A 14643-nucleotide genomic window follows, 5' to 3' on the forward strand; every position below is an offset into this window, starting at 1 on the left:
CGGTCAGCCGGCGGCCGCCGGCACGTCCAGGCCGTTGAGCTGTGCGATCGTCTCGGCGTACCGGCCGTCGACCTCGGCCCGCCGCAGGGGCTGCACGGCGTCGACGAGGATCTCGTGCGCGTCCGGGTCGGCCGCCAGCAGCGCCATGACCTCGTCGGCGAACGCGTCGAGCGGCATCGCACCCGGGTGCTCCTCGAGGATGGGCGTCAGGCTCGTGGACACGGCCGGCGGGACGATCTCGACCAGGCGGACCCCTACCGGCTCCAGCTGGAGCCGCAGCCCCTCCGAGAGGCTGTGGATCGCGGCCTTCGTCGCGTTGTAGACGGGCGTCGCGGCGAGCGGCACGTGCGCCAGGCCGGACGACACCGTGACGAACGTGGCCCCGTCGCGGCCCTGCAGGTGCTCGGTGAAGGCCGCGAGCAGCCGCAGCGGGCCGAGGAGGTTCGTGGTGACGACCTGCTCGGCCGTGGCGAGCACGGCTGCCGAGCGCCAGTCCTCCAGCGGCATGATGCCCGCCATCGCGACGACGACGTCCAGGTCCGGGTGCTTCGCGAGGACCTCGCGGGACGCGGCCTCGACGCTCGCCGGGTCGGCGGTGTCGATCTCCACGGTGTCGATCCCGGGATGGTCCGCCGCGATCGTCGCGAGCCGCTCGGTGCGGCGCCCACCCACGATCACGGTGCTGCCGGCCGCGTGCAGGCGCTGGGCGAGAGCGAGGCCGATACCGCTCGTGGCGCCGGGGATGAAGACGGTGCTGTGCGTGATGTCCATGGCTCCACCGTGCGCGCGGCGGTCCGGCGGCGGGAGAGGACCCCTCATCGGGGGACCGGCGATCCCTGGTTGGGCACTGGCGCACGGGGGCGCCGTCGTCGGACCATGGTGGACATGGACCGCGCCGCGCTCGCCGCCTTCCTCCGCCGCCGCCGCGCGGCCGTGCAGCCCGCCGACGTCGGGCTCGCGCCCGGTGCCCGACGACGGACCGCCGGCCTGCGCCGCGAGGAGGTCGCCGCGCTCGCCGCCATGTCCGTCGACTACTACACGCGCCTGGAGCAGCAGCGCGGCCCCCAGCCGAGCGAGCAGATGCTCGCGGCGATCGCCCGGGCGCTGCGCCTGACCGACGACGAGACGGACTACCTGTTCCGCACGGCCGGGCGCGGCACGCCCGACCGCATCGTCTGCCACCCCCACGTGGCGCCCGCCCTGCAGCGGGTGTTCGACCGGCTCCAGGACACGCCCGCGGTGATCATGTCCTGCGTCGGCGAGGCGCTGGTCGCCAACGACCTCGCCGTCGCCCTGTTCGGCGACCACTCGCAGGCCCGCGGCTGGGAGCGCAGCGAGTTCTACCGGTGGTTCACCGACCCCACGAGCCGGGAGATCTACCCGGTCGCGGACCGGGACCGCCACGGCCGGGCCGTCGTCGCGAACCTGCGCGCCGCCGTCGGGCTGGTCGGCGCGGACTCGCCCGCCGGTGAGCTCGTGCGCGTCCTGCAGGCGGCCAGCCCCGAGTTCGTCGAGCTCTGGGAGCGGCACGAGGTCGCCCGGCGGTACGAGGACCACAAGGTGCTCGTGCACCCGGAGGTCGGACCGATCGAGCTGGACTGCCAGGTGCTGTTCACGCAGGACCAGACGCAGTCGCTGCTCGTCCTCACTGCCGCACCGCGCTCCGCCGACGCCGAGAAGCTCGCGCTGCTCTCCGTCGTCGGGCAGCAGGAGATGACGCGGTCGCGCTGACCGCGGCCGCCCCGCGTCAGGCCAGGTGGTCCTCGACCAGTCGTGCCGCGATGCCGGTGTACGTGGCCGGGGTGAGCTCGGCGAGGCGGGACGCGACGTCGTCGGGCAGCCCGAGGGTGCCGACGAACTCGCGCATGCGGGCGGCGTCGACGCGCTGACCGCGGGTGAGCTCCTTGAGCCGCTCGTAGGGGTTCTCCATGCCCTCGACCCCGGCGACGGACGCGGCGCGCATCGCGGACTGGACCGGCTCGCCGAGCACCTCCCAGTTGTGGTCGAGGTCGTCGGCCATGAGGTCGGCGTTCACGGCGAGGGCCTTCAGGCCGCGGCGCACGTTGTCGATCGCGAGCAGCGAGTGGCCGAACGCCGGGCCGATGTTGCGCTGCGTGGTGGAGTCCGTGAGGTCGCGCTGCAGGCGGCTCGTGACCAGCGTGGCCGAGAGCGTGTCGAGCAGGGAGCAGGAGATCTCGAGGTTGGCCTCGGCGTTCTCGAACCGGATCGGGTTGACCTTGTGCGGCATCGTCGAGGAACCGGTGGCGCCCGCGACGGGGATCTGCGTGAAGAACCCGAGCGAGATGTACGTCCACACGTCGGTCGCGAGGTTGTGCAGGATCCGGTTGAAGCGAGCCATGTCGGCGTAGACCTCGGCCTGCCAGTCGTGCGACTCGATCTGGGTGGTCAGCGGGTTCCAGGTCAGGCCCAGGTGCTCGACGAACGCCTGCGAGACGGCCGGCCAGTCGGCTCCCGGCACCGCGACGGTGTGGGCGCCGTAGGTCCCCGTGGCGCCGTTGAGCTTGCCGAGGAACTCGGCACCGGCGATGCGACGGAGCTGGCGGCGGAGGCGGTGGGCGAGCACCGCGATCTCCTTGCCCATCGTCGTCGGGGTCGCGGGCTGGCCGTGGGTGCGGCTCAGCATCGGCACGTCCGCGTGCTCGCGGGCCATGTCGGCGAGCTGGTCGGTCAGCGTCTCGGCCGCGGGGAGCCACACGTCGACGACGGCGCCGCGCACCATCAGCGCGTAGCTGAGGTTGTTGATGTCCTCGGACGTGCAGGCGAAGTGCACGAGCTCGCTCGCCGCCGGCAGGCTCGTCTCGCCGAGCTCGTCGGGGGCGGCGGCGATCCGGCGCTTGATGAAGTACTCGACCGCCTTGACGTCGTGCACGGTCTCGCGCTCGATCGCGCCCAGCTCCGCGATCTCCTCCGCGCCGAACGTCGCCGGGATGCGGCGCAGGTAGGCGGTCTCGGCGTCGGTGAGCGCGGGCGCGCCGGGGACCACGGCTCCGGGCGTGCCGGCGGTCCCGTTGCACAGCGTGATCAGCCACTCGACCTCGACGTGGATGCGTGCGCGGTTCAGCGCGGCCTCGCTCAGGTGGTCCACCAGCGGCGCCACCGCACGGCGGTAGCGGCCGTCGAGCGGTCCCAGCGCGATCGGCGGGGTGACGTCGGCGAGGTCGACACGGGCGGGCTGGTCAGGCTGCGGCACGGTGGAGGTCACGCCCGGCATTCTCCCACGGGCCGGTCACCCACGGTCGCGCCGAGGGGGTCGAGGCCACCCGGGGAGGTCGTTCTCCACAGGTCGACGGGGCTGCCCGACGGCGGCACCGGCGGCCCGCCTAGCGTCCCGGCCATGCTGATGCCGACCTCCGACGTCGCCGTGGCGGCCGCCCGGCTGCGGGACGCGCGCGCCGCGCTCGACGACTCCGCCGACCTGCTGCGCCGCGCCGCCGACCTCGACTGGGACTCGGCGGCCGGTGCCGGCTGCCGCACCGCCGTCGGCGACCTGCTCGCGACGATCGTGGCCGACGCCGGCACGGTCGACCTGGCCGCGCGGGTCACCGCCGGCGTCGGGACGCCGTGAGCCGGGACCCCCGCGACACGCTCGTCGTCGTCGGCGGGCGACCTGTCGCGCACGTCGACGCCGCGGGGATCCGCGCCGCGGCGCTGCGCCTCGCGGACGCCGCGGAGGACCTGCGCGTCGCCACCGCCGCGTGCGCGGCCGCACGGTCCGCGCTGGACCGGGACCTGTGGAGCCCGCCGCCCCTCGGCGCGCCGGACCCGACGCGGACCGGTCGGGTCCGCTGGGCGCGGGCGCTCACCGACGACGCCGCGGTCGCGCTCGCCGCCCGGGCGGAGACCTGCGCGAGCCTGCAGCACCGGCTGCTGCTCGCCGCGGGGCTCTACGAGCACGCCGAGTCCACGGCGGAGCGGGCCCTCGGTGCCGTGGTGACGGTGGGTTCCGGCGCCGCCGGAGCCGTCATCACCGGGTGGGTGAACGACCCCCTCCAAGGGCTCCCGCTGCGCTGGAGCGGCGTGCTCGGTCTGGGCCTGCTCGCTGCGCTGTCCGACGACCCCGACGCCCCGCGCGAACCGCCGGTCGCCGTCGCGCCCGACGCCGAGCCCTCCGGCGACGGAGGGCTCGGCGGGTCGGTCCTGCGGGGCACGGCCCCGTTCGTCGACGAGGCCCTCCGGGGCGCTGGCTTCGGGGTCGCGCTCGCCGCGCCGGTCGCCGCGCACGGAGACCTCTCCGTGACCGGCGGTGCACGCGTGCTGTCCACCGCCGTGCGCAGCGCGCTGCCCGACGTCGAGGTGAGGGTGGAGCCGCTGGACGCGGGGCGCTTCACCGGGGGAGTGCCGGCGTGGCAGGGGACGGCCGCCGGCAGCGTCGCCGAGGCGCTGGCCCGCACCGCCGACCTCTACCCCCACGGCAGCAGCATCCCCGGGCGTCCGGCGCCCGGCCCGCCACCCGGCACGATCGGGGTGGAGCGCGTGGTCCACGGCGACGGCACCGTGAGCTGGACGGTCCTGGTCCCGGGGACCCAGGAGCTGTTGTCGGCCGAGAACCCGTTCGACGGCGCCACCGACCTCGACCTCATGGCGGGCCGTGCGGCCGACGTCATGGTGGCCGTCGAGGAGGCGCTCGGGCACGCCGGGGCCGCCCGGGACGAGCCCGTGGTGCTGGTGGGTCACTCGCTCGGCGGGATCGCCGCGGCCTCGCTGGCGGCGTCGCCGTCGTTCCGTGCGAAGCACCGCGTCGGTGGTGTCGTGACCGCCGGGGCGCCCACCGCGACGTTCCGCACGCCCTCGGGCGTCCCCGCACTGCACCTGGAGAACACCCAGGAGCTCGTCTCGCCCCTCGACGGGCGCTCCACCGCGGAGAACCCGGCGACGCCCGACCGGGTCACGGTGGGCCGGGACCTGGCCGCCTCCGACGACCCCCGGGACCGGGCGGCGTCGGGCAGCGTCGCGCAGGCGCACGGCGTGCCCACGCACCTGCGCACGCTGGAGCACGCACAGGCCGTGGGCAACGTGCAGGTGGCCGGGGTGGTGGGGCCGATCGAGGAGCTGCTCGCGGGGACCGGCGCGGGGACGACCTTCTACACGGTCCGGCGTGCGTCCCCGGGCCGGTGACCCGCTCAGTCCCGCTTGTCGCCGGGGACGACCCAGCCGATGACCGTCTGCAGGACAGCGAGGATCAGGGCGATCCACAGGTACCACCAGAAGCCGCCCGTGACCTCCAGCCCCCAGTCGCCGATCTGGTCGGTGAGCCAGGAGGTGATCCACAGCATCAGCGCGTTGATCAGCAGGTAGAACAACCCGAGCGTGAGGATCAGCAGGGGCAGCGAGATGAGGGACACGATCGGCTTCACGATCATGCTGACCAGCGAGAAGATCGTCGCCACACCCACGATGACGAGGATGCGCCCGAGGGCGTCGTCCCCGCCGTAGATCTCGAGGTTGTCGAAGATCAGGTCGCAGATCCACAGCGCCAGCGAGGTGACGACGATCCGTGCGATGAGGTTCATGGCGGCATCGTGGCACGATGGCGCCCGTGGACACACCCCCCGACACACCGGTCACCGTCCCGCTGCGCGCCGCCGTCGCGGCCCTGCCCGCCTACGTCCCGGGCGCACGGCCGAGCGGCCGGGCGTACAAGCTCTCGTCGAACGAGAACCCGTACCCGCCGCTGCCGTCGGTGCTCGCCGCGATCCAGACGGCGGCCGCCGAGGTCAACCGCTACCCCGACATGTACGCCACCGAGCTCGTCGAGACGATCGCCGGGTACGTGGGCGTCGGTGCGGACCAGGTGGTCGTGGGCAACGGGTCCGTCGCGGTGCTGCAGCACGTGCTCGAGGCCGTCGTCGAGCCGGGGGACGAGGTCGTCTTCCCGTGGCGCTCCTTCGAGGCCTACCCGATCATCACGGCCGTGGCCGGAGGCACCGCCGTGACGGTCCCCGTGACCTCGGCGGGGCGCCTCGACCTGCCCGCCATGGCGGCCGCCGTCACCGAGCGCACCCGCGCCGTGCTGGTCTGCACGCCCAACAACCCCACCGGGCCCGTGGTGCACGCCGACGAGCTGGAGACGTTTCTCGCGACCGTCCGCCGCGACGTGCTCGTCGTCGTCGACGAGGCGTACCTGGAGTTCGTGCGCGACCCTGCGTCGCCGGACGGTCTCGACGTGCTGCGGCGCCACCCGAACGTCGTCGTGCTCCGCACCCTGTCCAAGGCGTACGGGCTCGCCGGCCTCCGGGTGGGCTACGCCTTGGCCGCGCCCCGGCTGGCCGCCGGGATCCGGGCCACGTCCACGCCGTTCGGGGTGAACCACCTCGCCCAGCGGGCCGGCATCGCCGCGCTGCAGCCACCCGCCCTGGCGGAGATGATCGAGCACGTCGAGGCGATCGTCGCCGAGCGCACCCGCGTGGCGGACACGCTGCGCGAGCAGGGCTGGGACGTACCGGAGACGCACGCGAACTTCGTCTGGCTCGGCCTGGGGGAGCGGACGGCGGAGCTGGCGGCGCAGGCCGCGGCGGCGGGCGTGCTCGTGCGGCCGTTCCCTGGGGACGGCATGCGGGTCAGCATCGGCGAGGTCGCGGCGAACGACGCGTTCCTGGCGCTGGCCGCCGGATGGCGCTGAGGCGTCAGCGCGGCAGGTTCCGCAGGTTCGAGCGGGCCATCGACATGACCTCGCCCATCCCGCCGCCGAGGATCTCCTTGGTCATGGCGGTGGCGAACCCGCGGATCTGCCCGGACGTGATCGACGGCGGGATCGACAGCGCGTTCGGGTCGGTCATGACCTCCACGAGCGCCGGTCCGGGGGCGTCCAGGTGCTCGGCGAGCACCTTGCGCAGGTCCTTCGGCTTCTCGACGCGCTGCGACGGGATCCCGACGGCGGCCGCGATCGCCGCGTAGTCCACCTCCGGGGAGTCGGTGCCGTGCGAGGGCAGCCCCTCCACGAGCATCTCCAGCTTCACCATGCCGAGGGACGAGTTGTTGAAGACGACGATCTTGACCGGCAGGTCGTAGGCGCGGACCGTGATCAGCTCGCCGAGCAGCATGGAGAGCCCGCCGTCCCCGGCCAGCGCCACCACCTGGCGGTCGGGCTGGGCGAAGGACGCCCCGATCGCGTGCGGCAGGGCGTTGGCCATCGAGCCGTGGATGAACGAGCCGATGACGCGCCGTCGTCCGTTCGGCGTGAGGTACCGCGCCGCCCAGACGTTGTTCATGCCGGTGTCCACGGTGAACACGGCGTCGTCCGCCGCCGTCTCGTCGAGCTGGACGGCCGCGTACTCGGGATGGATCGGCGTGTGCTTCTCCACCTTGCGGGTGTACGCGCCCACCACCTTGGTCATGGTCTCGGCGTGCTTGTCCACCATGCGGCGCAGGAACTTGCGGTTCGACTTGCGCTGCACGAGCGGGTTGAGCAGCCGGAGCGTCTCGGCGACGTCGCCGTGCACCGGCAGGTCCAGGCGGGTGCGCCGGCCGAGGTGGGAGGCGTCGATGTCGATCTGGGCCGTGGGGACGTCCGCGGGCAGGAACGACTGGTAGGGGAAGTCGGTGCCCACCAGGACCAGCAGGTCTGCCCCGAACACCGCCTGGTGGCACGAGCCGTACCCGAGGAGGCCGGACATGCCGACGTCGTGCGGGTTGTCGTACTGGATGATCTCCTTGCCGCGCAGCGAGTGACCGACCGGCGCGGCGGCGAGGTCGGCGAGCTCGAGCACCTCGTCGCGGGCGTCCCGGGCACCCGCGCCCACGAACAGCGTGACCTTCTCGGCATCGTTGATCGCTCGGGCGAGGGCGCTGACGTCCGCCTCGTTCGGCAGCACGCGGGCCGGGCACGCGCCGGGGATGAGGATCGGCGCGTCGTCGTCGGCCACCTGCTGGTCCGCGACGTCGCCGGGCAGGGTGAGGACGGCGACGCCCGGCTCGGCCAGCGCGTGCTGGATCGCCGAGCGGGTGACGCGGGGCAGCTGGGCGGCCGTGGAGATCATCTCGGAGAACACGGACGCCTCGTTGAACAAGCGGTCGGGATGCGTCTCCTGAAAGAACTGCGTGCCGATCTCGGCGCTCGGGATGTGCGACGCGATGGCCAGCACCGGCAGCTTCGAACGGTTCGCGTCGTACAGGCCGTTGATGAGGTGCAGGTTGCCGGGGCCGCACGACCCGGCGCACACGGCGAGCTTCCCCGTCACCTCGGCCTCGGCGGCCGCGGCAAACGCGGCCGCCTCCTCGTGGCGCACGTGCACCCACTCGATGCCGTCCGTGCGGCGCACGGCGTCGACGACAGGGTTCAGCGAGTCCCCGACGATGCCGAAGATGCGCTCGACGCCGGCGGCGACGAGCTGGTCGACGAGGTGTTCGGCGACGGAGCGGGCCATGGCGGAGACCTCCAGGGAGCGGGTGCCGGTCCCTTGCGATGCTGCCTCAGGTGGGCCCTCGCTGCGCGGGGAAGAGCGGTGGCGCTCGGCACAGCACGGGGCCGCCCGGAGGCGGGCGTCGATCGGGATGTGTCAGGAGCGCGGGAACGGTGACACCACAGCGCGCTCGGCTCACGCCTGGCGTGAGAATCACGCAATGCGTGATTCACGCGTGCGCAGCATTCCCGGATCCTGCGATGCGGGCGACCCGCGAACGGACCTCGTGCGCCCCGGGGCTGAGGTCGTGAGGTAGGCGGACACGATCCCCACCACGCCGGTGTGCTGCTGCCCGACGCGCTGCGCTGGCTCTGGCGTGCACGGCAGCCCGCTCCTACCGTCGGACCATGAGCGAAGCGATGATCGACGAGCTCCTGGCGATCGACGACCGGCTCGCCCTCGGCGCGGGCGCCGACTACGCCGAGGTGCTGCACGAGGACGCCGTCGTCGTGGTCCCCGGCGCGGTGCTGGACAAGGCCGGCTGCGTGGCGGCGATGGACGCCTCGCCCGGCTGGGACGAGGTCGACCTGGGCGACGCCCGCCTGGTGCGCGGCGGGGACACCGCCACCGTCGTGTACCGGTTCACCGGGCGGCGCGGCACGGACACCTACGCCGCGACCTTGGCCAGCACCTACGTCCGGTCGGACGGCCGCTGGCAGCTGCTGCTGCACCAGCACACGCCGGACTGACGGCGCTCCGTCCCGGCGTCCTCAGCCGCGCAGCGCGTCCGGGATCGGCGTCTCCCCGCTGCGGAAGCGCACGAAGGCTCGCACGGTCAGCGGCTCGTGCAGCGCGTCGGCCACCACCTGGGCGACGTCCGCCCGGGGGACGGCCGAGTCCTCGCCGCGGGCGAGGCTCACACCCTCCGCCACGCGCTCGATGCGACCGGTGGGGTCGTCGTCGGTGAGGCTGCCCGGTCCGAGGATCGTCCAGTCGAGGGCGGTACCTCGCAGGTGGTCGTCGGCGGCGAGCTTGGCGTCCGCGTAGGCGTAGAAGCTCGAGTCGGCGGGGATGCCGTGGTCCGGGACCGAGCCGATCCAGGACACCATCACGTAGCGGGGCACACCGGCGTTCGCGGCCGCGTCCATGGAGCGGATCGCGGCGTCGCGGTCGACGGCGTAGGTGCGGTCCGGGTTGCCGCCCCCGGCACCGGCGGACCAGACGACGGCGTCGGCGCCATCGAGCGCCGACGCGATCTCCTCGGTGCTCGCCTGCTCGACGTCGAGGAGCAGCGCCTCGGCGCCCAGGTCGGTCACCTCGTCGAGCTGGGCGGGCTTGCGGACCACGCCGACGACGTCGTCCCCGCGACCGGCGAGCAGCGGGAGCAGGTGGCGCGCGACCTTGCCGAGCGCACCGATGACGACGACCTTCATGAGGACCTCCGGGAGTCTGGGGAGTTCGGGCGGACGCTCCCACCGTGACCTACGTCGGCGTCGGACGCCAGCGAGGAGTCACGACTGCTCGTGCCGGGCCCGGACCGCCCGGGCCTGCACCGCCCAGGCGTCGGCCACGGGGCCCAGGTGCGCGAGCTTGTCGGGGTTCATCACCCCGCGGACCGTCTGGATGTGCCCGTCGAGCACGTCGAGCGCCATGACGGCGAGGAGCTCCCGCTCCGCGGTCGAGACGACCAGGCCCGGTTGGTGGTTGACCTCGTGCTGCTCGACCACGAGGTCGCCCGCCGACAACAGGTCGGCGAAGGCCGCGAACGCCCGGACCACCTTCTCCCTGCCCGAGACCGGCCGGGGGAAGGCCGGCGCCTTGCCGCCGCCGTCCCCGGTCACCAGGACGTCGGCCGCCAACAGCTCGGTGAGGCCGTCGACGTCGCCCTCGCGGAAGGCCTCGACGAACCGGGCCGCGAGCTCCTCGCGCTCGCGGCGGTCGGCGTCGAACCGGGGTCTGCCGGCAGCCATGTGCCGGCGGGCCCGGACGGCGAGCTGCCGGCAGGCCGACTCCGAGCGGTCCACCGCCCCGGCGATCTCGGCGAAGTCGAACGCGAAGACCTCGCGCAGCACAAACACGGCCCGCTCCAGCGGGCTGAGCCGCTCGAGCAGGAGCAGCGCCGCCATGGACACGGAGTCGGCGAGCTCGGCGGAGCGCTCCGGGTCCTCGTACGGGTCGTCCAGCAGCGGTTCGGGGAACCAGGCGCCGGTGTACTCCTCGCGGCGCACCCGCGCCGAGCGGAGCACGTCGATCGAGATCCGGGTGACGACGGCGGACAGGAACGACTTGACCGACGCCGGCTCCGCCGTCGTGCCCTCGTAGCGCAGCCAGGTCTCCTGCATGGCGTCCTCGGCCTCGCTCACGCTGCCCAGGATCCGGTAGGCGATGGCGAACAGCAGCGGCCGCAGCGCCGTGAACTCCTCGGTGCGGGACATCTGCTCAGCCTGCCACCGGCGCCGCGACCGCGGCGGCCGCGCGGTCGGAACCGGGCCAGCGGATCGCGCCCGGCACGCGGCGGGCGACGCCGATCGCGGCCACCACGCCGCGCACCTGGAAGCGCTTCGCCACGACGGCGGCGCGTCCGGTCACCGCGCGGTCGGTCGCGACGTCGTCGCGGTCGGTGACCTGCAGCACGGCGGCGCGGCCGCCGATGCTGACGCAGCGCCCCTGGAACCCGAGGTCGAGCGGTGCCGGACCGCCGTCGGGGACCGCGCCGAGGGCCTCGGCGGCCAGCACGTCGGCGGCGTGCGCGCCCGAGGGGAAGGCGAACTGGCACGACATGCTGTACCAGCCGCCGTGGGGCGCGACCGTGTGCCCGGCGTCGCCGACGGCCATGACCTGCGGGTGGGACACCGACTGCAGGGCGCCGTCGGTCAGGACCGCCCCGGCCGGGTCCACGGCGAGGCCCGCCTCGCGGGCCAGGGGCGGCGCGGCGAAGCCGCCGCACCAGACGGTCAGGTCGGACGGGACCTCGGCGCCGTCGTCCAGCAGGAGGCGGTCGGGCTCGACGGACCGGACGCGGCTGCCCTCGACGGACTCGATGCCGAGCCCGTCCAGGCTGGCGCTGACGTGCGCTGCGGCCCGGGGCCCGAACCAACCGGTGGCCGCGCCGGAGGTCACCAGCCGGACCCTGAGGTCGGGCCGGCTCCCGGCCAGCTCGCCGACGGTCTCGAGCCCGGTGAACCCGCCGCCGACGACGGCGACGTCCGCCCCGGCGGGCAGGTCGGCGAACGCGGAGCGCAGGCGCTGGGCCGCCGCCAGGTCGGCGACGCCGTGCGCGTGCTCGCCGCCGGGAACCGGCACCGGCTCGGTGGTGCTGCCGGTGGCGAGGACGACGCGGTCGAACCCGAGGGTCCGCACGCCGTCCGGTCCGGAGACCGTGGCCCGGCCGGCGTCCGGGTCGAGGTCGGTGACCCAGCCCTCGACGAACGTGACGTCGGTCCCGAGCATCCGGCGGACGTCGGGTGCCGGGACGTGCTGGCCGGTGGCGACCTGGTGCAGGCGCAGGCGGTTGACGAACGTCGGGCGCGGGTTGACGACGGTGACGTGCACCCGGCCGCGGGAGCGTCCCGCGAGCCGGACCGCTGCCATGCCGCCGGCGAACCCGGCGCCGACGACGAGGACGTGGGTGCTGGGCGTGGTGCGTGTGGTGTGTGTGCTCATACCCACGGGACGAGACAGCGTCCGTGGGTGTGACACCGGGTCAGGAGGTGGAGCTGCCGGCCGCGCGCGCGGCGTCCAGCGGGCTGTCGCCCTCCAGGTACCGTGCGCCCGGACCGAGCGCGGCGGCGCGGTCGGCGGGGTTCTGCAGCACGCACCGCTCCAGCGAGAGGCAGCCGCAGCCGATGCACGAGTCGAGGTCGTCGCGGAGCCGCTCGATGGCCGCGATGCGCGCGTCCAGCAGGGGACGCCAGGAGCGCGAGAGCCGCGTCCAGTCCTCGGCGGTGGGGGTCCGGGCCTCGGGCAGGGTCGCGAGGGCCTCGCCGATCTCGTCCAGCGTGAGCCCCACGCGTGACGCGGTCCGGATGAACGCCACCCGCCGCAACGTGGTGCGCTCGTAGCGGCGCTGGTTGCCCGGGGTGCGCTCGGAGGAGATGAGCCCGAGCGACTCGTAGTAGCGCAGGCCCGACGGCGCCACGCCGCTGCGCTGCGCGACCTCGCCGATGGTCAGGTATCGCTCGATCGGCACGCTGCCTCCCGCCCTCTTGACCTCAAGTGAGGTTGAACTTACACGATCGCGGTATGACATCCTCCGGCACCGTCCCGCGGCCCGTCGTGGACCTCGTCGCCCGCGTCACCGGCGACGAGAAGCACGACCCCAGCGCCCACTCCACGCTCGACGTCGTCTGGGTCCTGTACGACCAGGTGCTGCGCGTGTTCCCCGACGACCCCGAGCATCCGGACAGGGACCGGTTCCTGCTCTCCAAGGGGCACGGCCCGGCCTCCACGTACGCCGTGCTGGCCGCCCGCGGATTCTTCCCCGCCGAGTGGCTCGACGACGTCGCCTCTTGGGACTCGCCGCTGGGCCACCACCCCGACCGGACGCTCGTGCCCGGCATCGAGATCGGCAGCGGCTCGCTCGGGCACGGTCTGCCGATCGCCGTCGGCATGGCACTGGGGCTGCGGGACCGGTCGCGGGCACGCGTCGTCGTCCTCGTCGGCGACGCCGAGCTGGACGAGGGCAGCAACGCCGAGGCGATCGCCGTCGCCGGCCGGTTCGGCCTCGACAACCTGACCTGCGTCGTCGTCGACAACCACAGCGACCACCTCGGCTGGCCCGGCGGCATCGGCGCGCGCTTCGCGCTCGAGGGCTGGGCGGCGGCCGACGTCGGCACGAGCGACCACGCGGCGCTCGCGGCCGCGCTGCGGGCCACCGCGCCCGACCGGCCCACCGCCGTCGTCGTGGACGTGCCGGCAGGTCCGGAGGCGGCGGCATGAGCGCGGCCGGCGGTGTCCCCGACGCGCGCTCCCGGTTCTACGCCGAGCTCGACCCGGTGCTCGTCGCGAACCCGGACGCCGTCCTCGTGCTGGCGGTCATCGGGGCCGGCTACGTCGGCGACACCATCGCCCGAAGGCCCGGCCAAGTGGTCGACGTGGGGATCCGTGAGCAGGCCATGATCGGCGTGGCCGGCGGCCTCGCGCTGGCCGGGCGGCGGCCGATCGTCCACACGTTCGCGTCGTTCCTCGTGGAGCGGGCCTACGAGCAGGTCAAGCTCGACCTCGGCCACCAGGACGTCGGCGCGCTGCTGGTCAGCGCCGGGGCGTCGTACGACGTCAGCTCCGGCGGACGCACGCACCAGGCTCCCGGCGACGTCGCCCTGATCTCCGCGCTGCCCGGCTGGACCGTGCACGTGCCCGGCCACGGCGACGAGGTCGCGGAGATCCTGCACCGGGAGGCCGCGCGGAGCGGGCGGGTCTACGTGCGGCTCTCGGGGCAGCGCAACGCGAAGCCGCAGCCGGTGGACGGGCGGGTCCACCTGGTGCGTGACGTCGCGTCCGGGGGGCAGGCCGGCGCGTCGAGCGCGCCGCTGGTGCTCGCCGTCGGGCCGATGCTCGACGTCGTTCTCGAGGCCACGCGCGACCTGCCCGTGCGCGTGGCGTACACCGGTACGCCGCACCCGCTCGACACGGCCGGGCTGCGCGACCTGGCCGGCCCGACGCCGGTGCTCGCGGTCGTGGAGCCGTACCTGGCGGGGACGAGCGCGGCGGCCGTGGCGGCGGCGCTGGCCGACCGGCCGTCGCGCGTGCTGCACGTCGGGGTGCCCCGGGACGCCGAGCTGCGCCGGTACGGCACCCCGCGGGACCACGCCGCCGCGCACGGTCTGGATGCCGCGGGCGTGCGGCGGCAGGTGAAGGCGCTGCTGGGCGGAGCCGCGTGGCCTGCAAGAATCGGGGCATGACGCGCCTCGAGATGTCCGCGGCCTGTGCCGGACGTGCGGCGGAGTACATCGACCGGCTGGGATCCGTCGAGGCGATGCCCGAACTGGCTCGCGCCCGCATCGCGACCTGGGCGACCGGTCTCACGGGGCCGGTCCTCGACGCGGGCTGCGGCCCCGGCCACTGGACGGACTTCCTGGCGAGGCAGGGCTGCGACGTCGAGGGCGTCGACCTCACCGCGTCCTTCGTCGAGCACGCCGTCTCGACCGCCTGGTTCTGGCCGGTCCCGGAGATGAGTGCGTTGCTCGAGCGGGCGGGGTTCGAGGTCCAGGATGTCGAGCGCCGCGCCGACGACGGAAACCGCCCCCACGCAGCGATCGTCGCCCGCCGCTGCTGAACCCGCCAG

The 14643-nt window shown here is 74.4% G+C and carries 16 protein-coding genes; 8 read left to right on the forward strand and 8 right to left on the reverse strand.

Annotated elements, in window-relative coordinates:
* Window positions 1-3 precede the first annotated feature (3 nt).
* Window positions 4-771: an SDR family oxidoreductase gene (locus tag BCL65_RS01040; protein ID WP_106264367.1), complete on the reverse strand. Its 768-nt coding sequence runs from the start codon at window positions 769-771 to the stop codon at window positions 4-6.
* Between the two features lie 114 nt (window positions 772-885).
* On the opposite strand from BCL65_RS01040, the gene BCL65_RS01045 reads away from it, so the two are divergent.
* Window positions 886-1731 carry a helix-turn-helix transcriptional regulator gene (locus BCL65_RS01045; protein WP_106265129.1) on the forward strand — a complete coding sequence of 282 codons (846 nt, stop codon included), beginning with the start codon at window positions 886-888 and terminating at the stop codon, window positions 1729-1731.
* Window positions 1732-1747: 16 nt separating this feature from the next.
* On the opposite strand, the gene purB is transcribed toward BCL65_RS01045, so the two are convergent.
* The gene (gene purB, locus BCL65_RS01050) at window positions 1748-3232 is read right to left on the reverse strand and encodes an adenylosuccinate lyase (protein WP_106264369.1); all 1485 of its coding nucleotides are present in this window, start codon (window positions 3230-3232) and stop codon (window positions 1748-1750) included.
* A 123-nt stretch (window positions 3233-3355) separates the two neighbouring features.
* Here purB and BCL65_RS01055 point away from each other — a divergent pair, with 123 nt between their 5' ends.
* Both BCL65_RS01055 and BCL65_RS01060 read left to right on the forward strand, forming a co-directional pair.
* Window positions 3356-3586, forward strand: a complete 231-nt coding sequence (locus BCL65_RS01055) for a hypothetical protein (RefSeq protein ID WP_106264371.1) — start codon at window positions 3356-3358, stop codon at window positions 3584-3586.
* Window positions 3583-5136 (forward strand): hypothetical protein, encoded by a 1554-nt coding sequence (locus tag BCL65_RS01060; RefSeq protein WP_106264373.1) that lies wholly within the window; start codon window positions 3583-3585, stop codon window positions 5134-5136. The genes BCL65_RS01055 and BCL65_RS01060 overlap by 4 nt, the downstream gene beginning before the upstream one ends.
* Before the next feature lie 5 nt (window positions 5137-5141).
* Here BCL65_RS01060 and BCL65_RS01065 read toward each other — a convergent pair whose 3' ends face one another.
* Window positions 5142-5531 carry a phage holin family protein gene (locus BCL65_RS01065; RefSeq protein WP_106264375.1) on the reverse strand — a complete coding sequence of 130 codons (390 nt, stop codon included), beginning with the start codon at window positions 5529-5531 and terminating at the stop codon, window positions 5142-5144.
* A gap of 17 nt (window positions 5532-5548) precedes the next feature.
* Between BCL65_RS01065 and hisC the strand changes: the two genes are divergently transcribed.
* Window positions 5549-6640, forward strand: a complete 1092-nt coding sequence (gene hisC / locus BCL65_RS01070; RefSeq protein WP_106264377.1) for a histidinol-phosphate transaminase — start codon at window positions 5549-5551, stop codon at window positions 6638-6640.
* A gap of 4 nt (window positions 6641-6644) precedes the next feature.
* Here the strand turns inward: hisC and BCL65_RS01075 are convergent, their stop codons facing one another.
* Entirely contained in the window at window positions 6645-8384 is a 1740-nt protein-coding gene (locus tag BCL65_RS01075; protein WP_106264379.1) for a pyruvate dehydrogenase, read from the reverse strand.
* A gap of 383 nt (window positions 8385-8767) precedes the next feature.
* Here BCL65_RS01075 and BCL65_RS01080 point away from each other — a divergent pair, with 383 nt between their 5' ends.
* Window positions 8768-9109: a nuclear transport factor 2 family protein gene (locus BCL65_RS01080; RefSeq protein WP_106264381.1), complete on the forward strand. Its 342-nt coding sequence runs from the start codon at window positions 8768-8770 to the stop codon at window positions 9107-9109.
* Window positions 9110-9130: 21 nt separating this feature from the next.
* Here BCL65_RS01080 and BCL65_RS01085 read toward each other — a convergent pair whose 3' ends face one another.
* The 4 genes from BCL65_RS01085 to soxR all read right to left on the reverse strand — a co-directional run bounded on the left by BCL65_RS01085 (window position 9131) and on the right by soxR (window position 12549).
* Complete coding sequence (locus BCL65_RS01085; RefSeq protein ID WP_106264383.1) at window positions 9131-9793, reverse strand: SDR family oxidoreductase; 663 nt, start codon at window positions 9791-9793, stop codon at window positions 9131-9133.
* Window positions 9794-9871: 78 nt separating this feature from the next.
* Entirely contained in the window at window positions 9872-10795 is a 924-nt protein-coding gene (locus BCL65_RS01090) for an RNA polymerase sigma-70 factor (RefSeq protein ID WP_106264385.1), read from the reverse strand.
* Window positions 10796-10799: 4 nt separating this feature from the next.
* Entirely contained in the window at window positions 10800-12023 is a 1224-nt protein-coding gene (locus BCL65_RS01095) for an NAD(P)/FAD-dependent oxidoreductase (RefSeq protein WP_106264387.1), read from the reverse strand.
* A gap of 40 nt (window positions 12024-12063) precedes the next feature.
* On the reverse strand, window positions 12064-12549 hold the full coding sequence (gene soxR, locus BCL65_RS01100) for a redox-sensitive transcriptional activator SoxR (protein WP_106264389.1): 486 nt from the start codon (window positions 12547-12549) through the stop codon (window positions 12064-12066).
* Between the two features lie 53 nt (window positions 12550-12602).
* Between soxR and BCL65_RS01105 the strand changes: the two genes are divergently transcribed.
* From BCL65_RS01105 to BCL65_RS01115, 3 genes are read left to right on the forward strand one after another with little or no spacing between them, the layout of a single operon-like run.
* On the forward strand, window positions 12603-13298 hold the full coding sequence (locus BCL65_RS01105; protein ID WP_106264390.1) for a thiamine pyrophosphate-dependent enzyme: 696 nt from the start codon (window positions 12603-12605) through the stop codon (window positions 13296-13298).
* Complete coding sequence (locus BCL65_RS01110; RefSeq protein ID WP_106264392.1) at window positions 13295-14260, forward strand: transketolase family protein; 966 nt, start codon at window positions 13295-13297, stop codon at window positions 14258-14260. Before BCL65_RS01105 ends, BCL65_RS01110 begins: the two co-directional genes overlap by 4 nt.
* Window positions 14257-14634: a class I SAM-dependent methyltransferase gene (locus BCL65_RS01115; protein ID WP_106264394.1), complete on the forward strand. Its 378-nt coding sequence runs from the start codon at window positions 14257-14259 to the stop codon at window positions 14632-14634. The genes BCL65_RS01110 and BCL65_RS01115 overlap by 4 nt, the downstream gene beginning before the upstream one ends.
* Window positions 14635-14643 lie beyond the last annotated feature (9 nt).

Source organism: Isoptericola halotolerans (assembly GCF_003003075.1).
In the GTDB taxonomy this organism is placed as follows: domain Bacteria; phylum Actinomycetota; class Actinomycetes; order Actinomycetales; family Cellulomonadaceae; genus Isoptericola; species Isoptericola halotolerans_A.

What these genes read in the sequence shown, in the direction of transcription:
- BCL65_RS01040 (WP_106264367.1), bottom strand. Translation starts at nt 771, where the DNA reads ATGGACATCACGCACAGCACCGTCTTCATCCCCGGCGCCACGAGCGGT.
- BCL65_RS01045 (WP_106265129.1), top strand. Translation starts at nt 886, where the DNA reads ATGGACCGCGCCGCGCTCGCCGCCTTCCTCCGCCGCCGCCGCGCGGCC.
- purB (WP_106264369.1), bottom strand. Translation starts at nt 3,232, where the DNA reads ATGCCGGGCGTGACCTCCACCGTGCCGCAGCCTGACCAGCCCGCCCGT.
- BCL65_RS01055 (WP_106264371.1), top strand. Translation starts at nt 3,356, where the DNA reads ATGCTGATGCCGACCTCCGACGTCGCCGTGGCGGCCGCCCGGCTGCGG.
- BCL65_RS01065 (WP_106264375.1), bottom strand. Translation starts at nt 5,531, where the DNA reads ATGAACCTCATCGCACGGATCGTCGTCACCTCGCTGGCGCTGTGGATC.
- hisC (WP_106264377.1), top strand. Translation starts at nt 5,549, where the DNA reads ATGGCGCCCGTGGACACACCCCCCGACACACCGGTCACCGTCCCGCTG.
- BCL65_RS01075 (WP_106264379.1), bottom strand. Translation starts at nt 8,384, where the DNA reads ATGGCCCGCTCCGTCGCCGAACACCTCGTCGACCAGCTCGTCGCCGCC.
- BCL65_RS01080 (WP_106264381.1), top strand. Translation starts at nt 8,768, where the DNA reads ATGAGCGAAGCGATGATCGACGAGCTCCTGGCGATCGACGACCGGCTC.
- BCL65_RS01085 (WP_106264383.1), bottom strand. Translation starts at nt 9,793, where the DNA reads ATGAAGGTCGTCGTCATCGGTGCGCTCGGCAAGGTCGCGCGCCACCTG.
- BCL65_RS01090 (WP_106264385.1), bottom strand. Translation starts at nt 10,795, where the DNA reads ATGTCCCGCACCGAGGAGTTCACGGCGCTGCGGCCGCTGCTGTTCGCC.
- BCL65_RS01095 (WP_106264387.1), bottom strand. Translation starts at nt 12,023, where the DNA reads ATGAGCACACACACCACACGCACCACGCCCAGCACCCACGTCCTCGTC.
- BCL65_RS01105 (WP_106264390.1), top strand. Translation starts at nt 12,603, where the DNA reads ATGACATCCTCCGGCACCGTCCCGCGGCCCGTCGTGGACCTCGTCGCC.
- BCL65_RS01110 (WP_106264392.1), top strand. Translation starts at nt 13,295, where the DNA reads ATGAGCGCGGCCGGCGGTGTCCCCGACGCGCGCTCCCGGTTCTACGCC.
- BCL65_RS01115 (WP_106264394.1), top strand. Translation starts at nt 14,257, where the DNA reads ATGACGCGCCTCGAGATGTCCGCGGCCTGTGCCGGACGTGCGGCGGAG.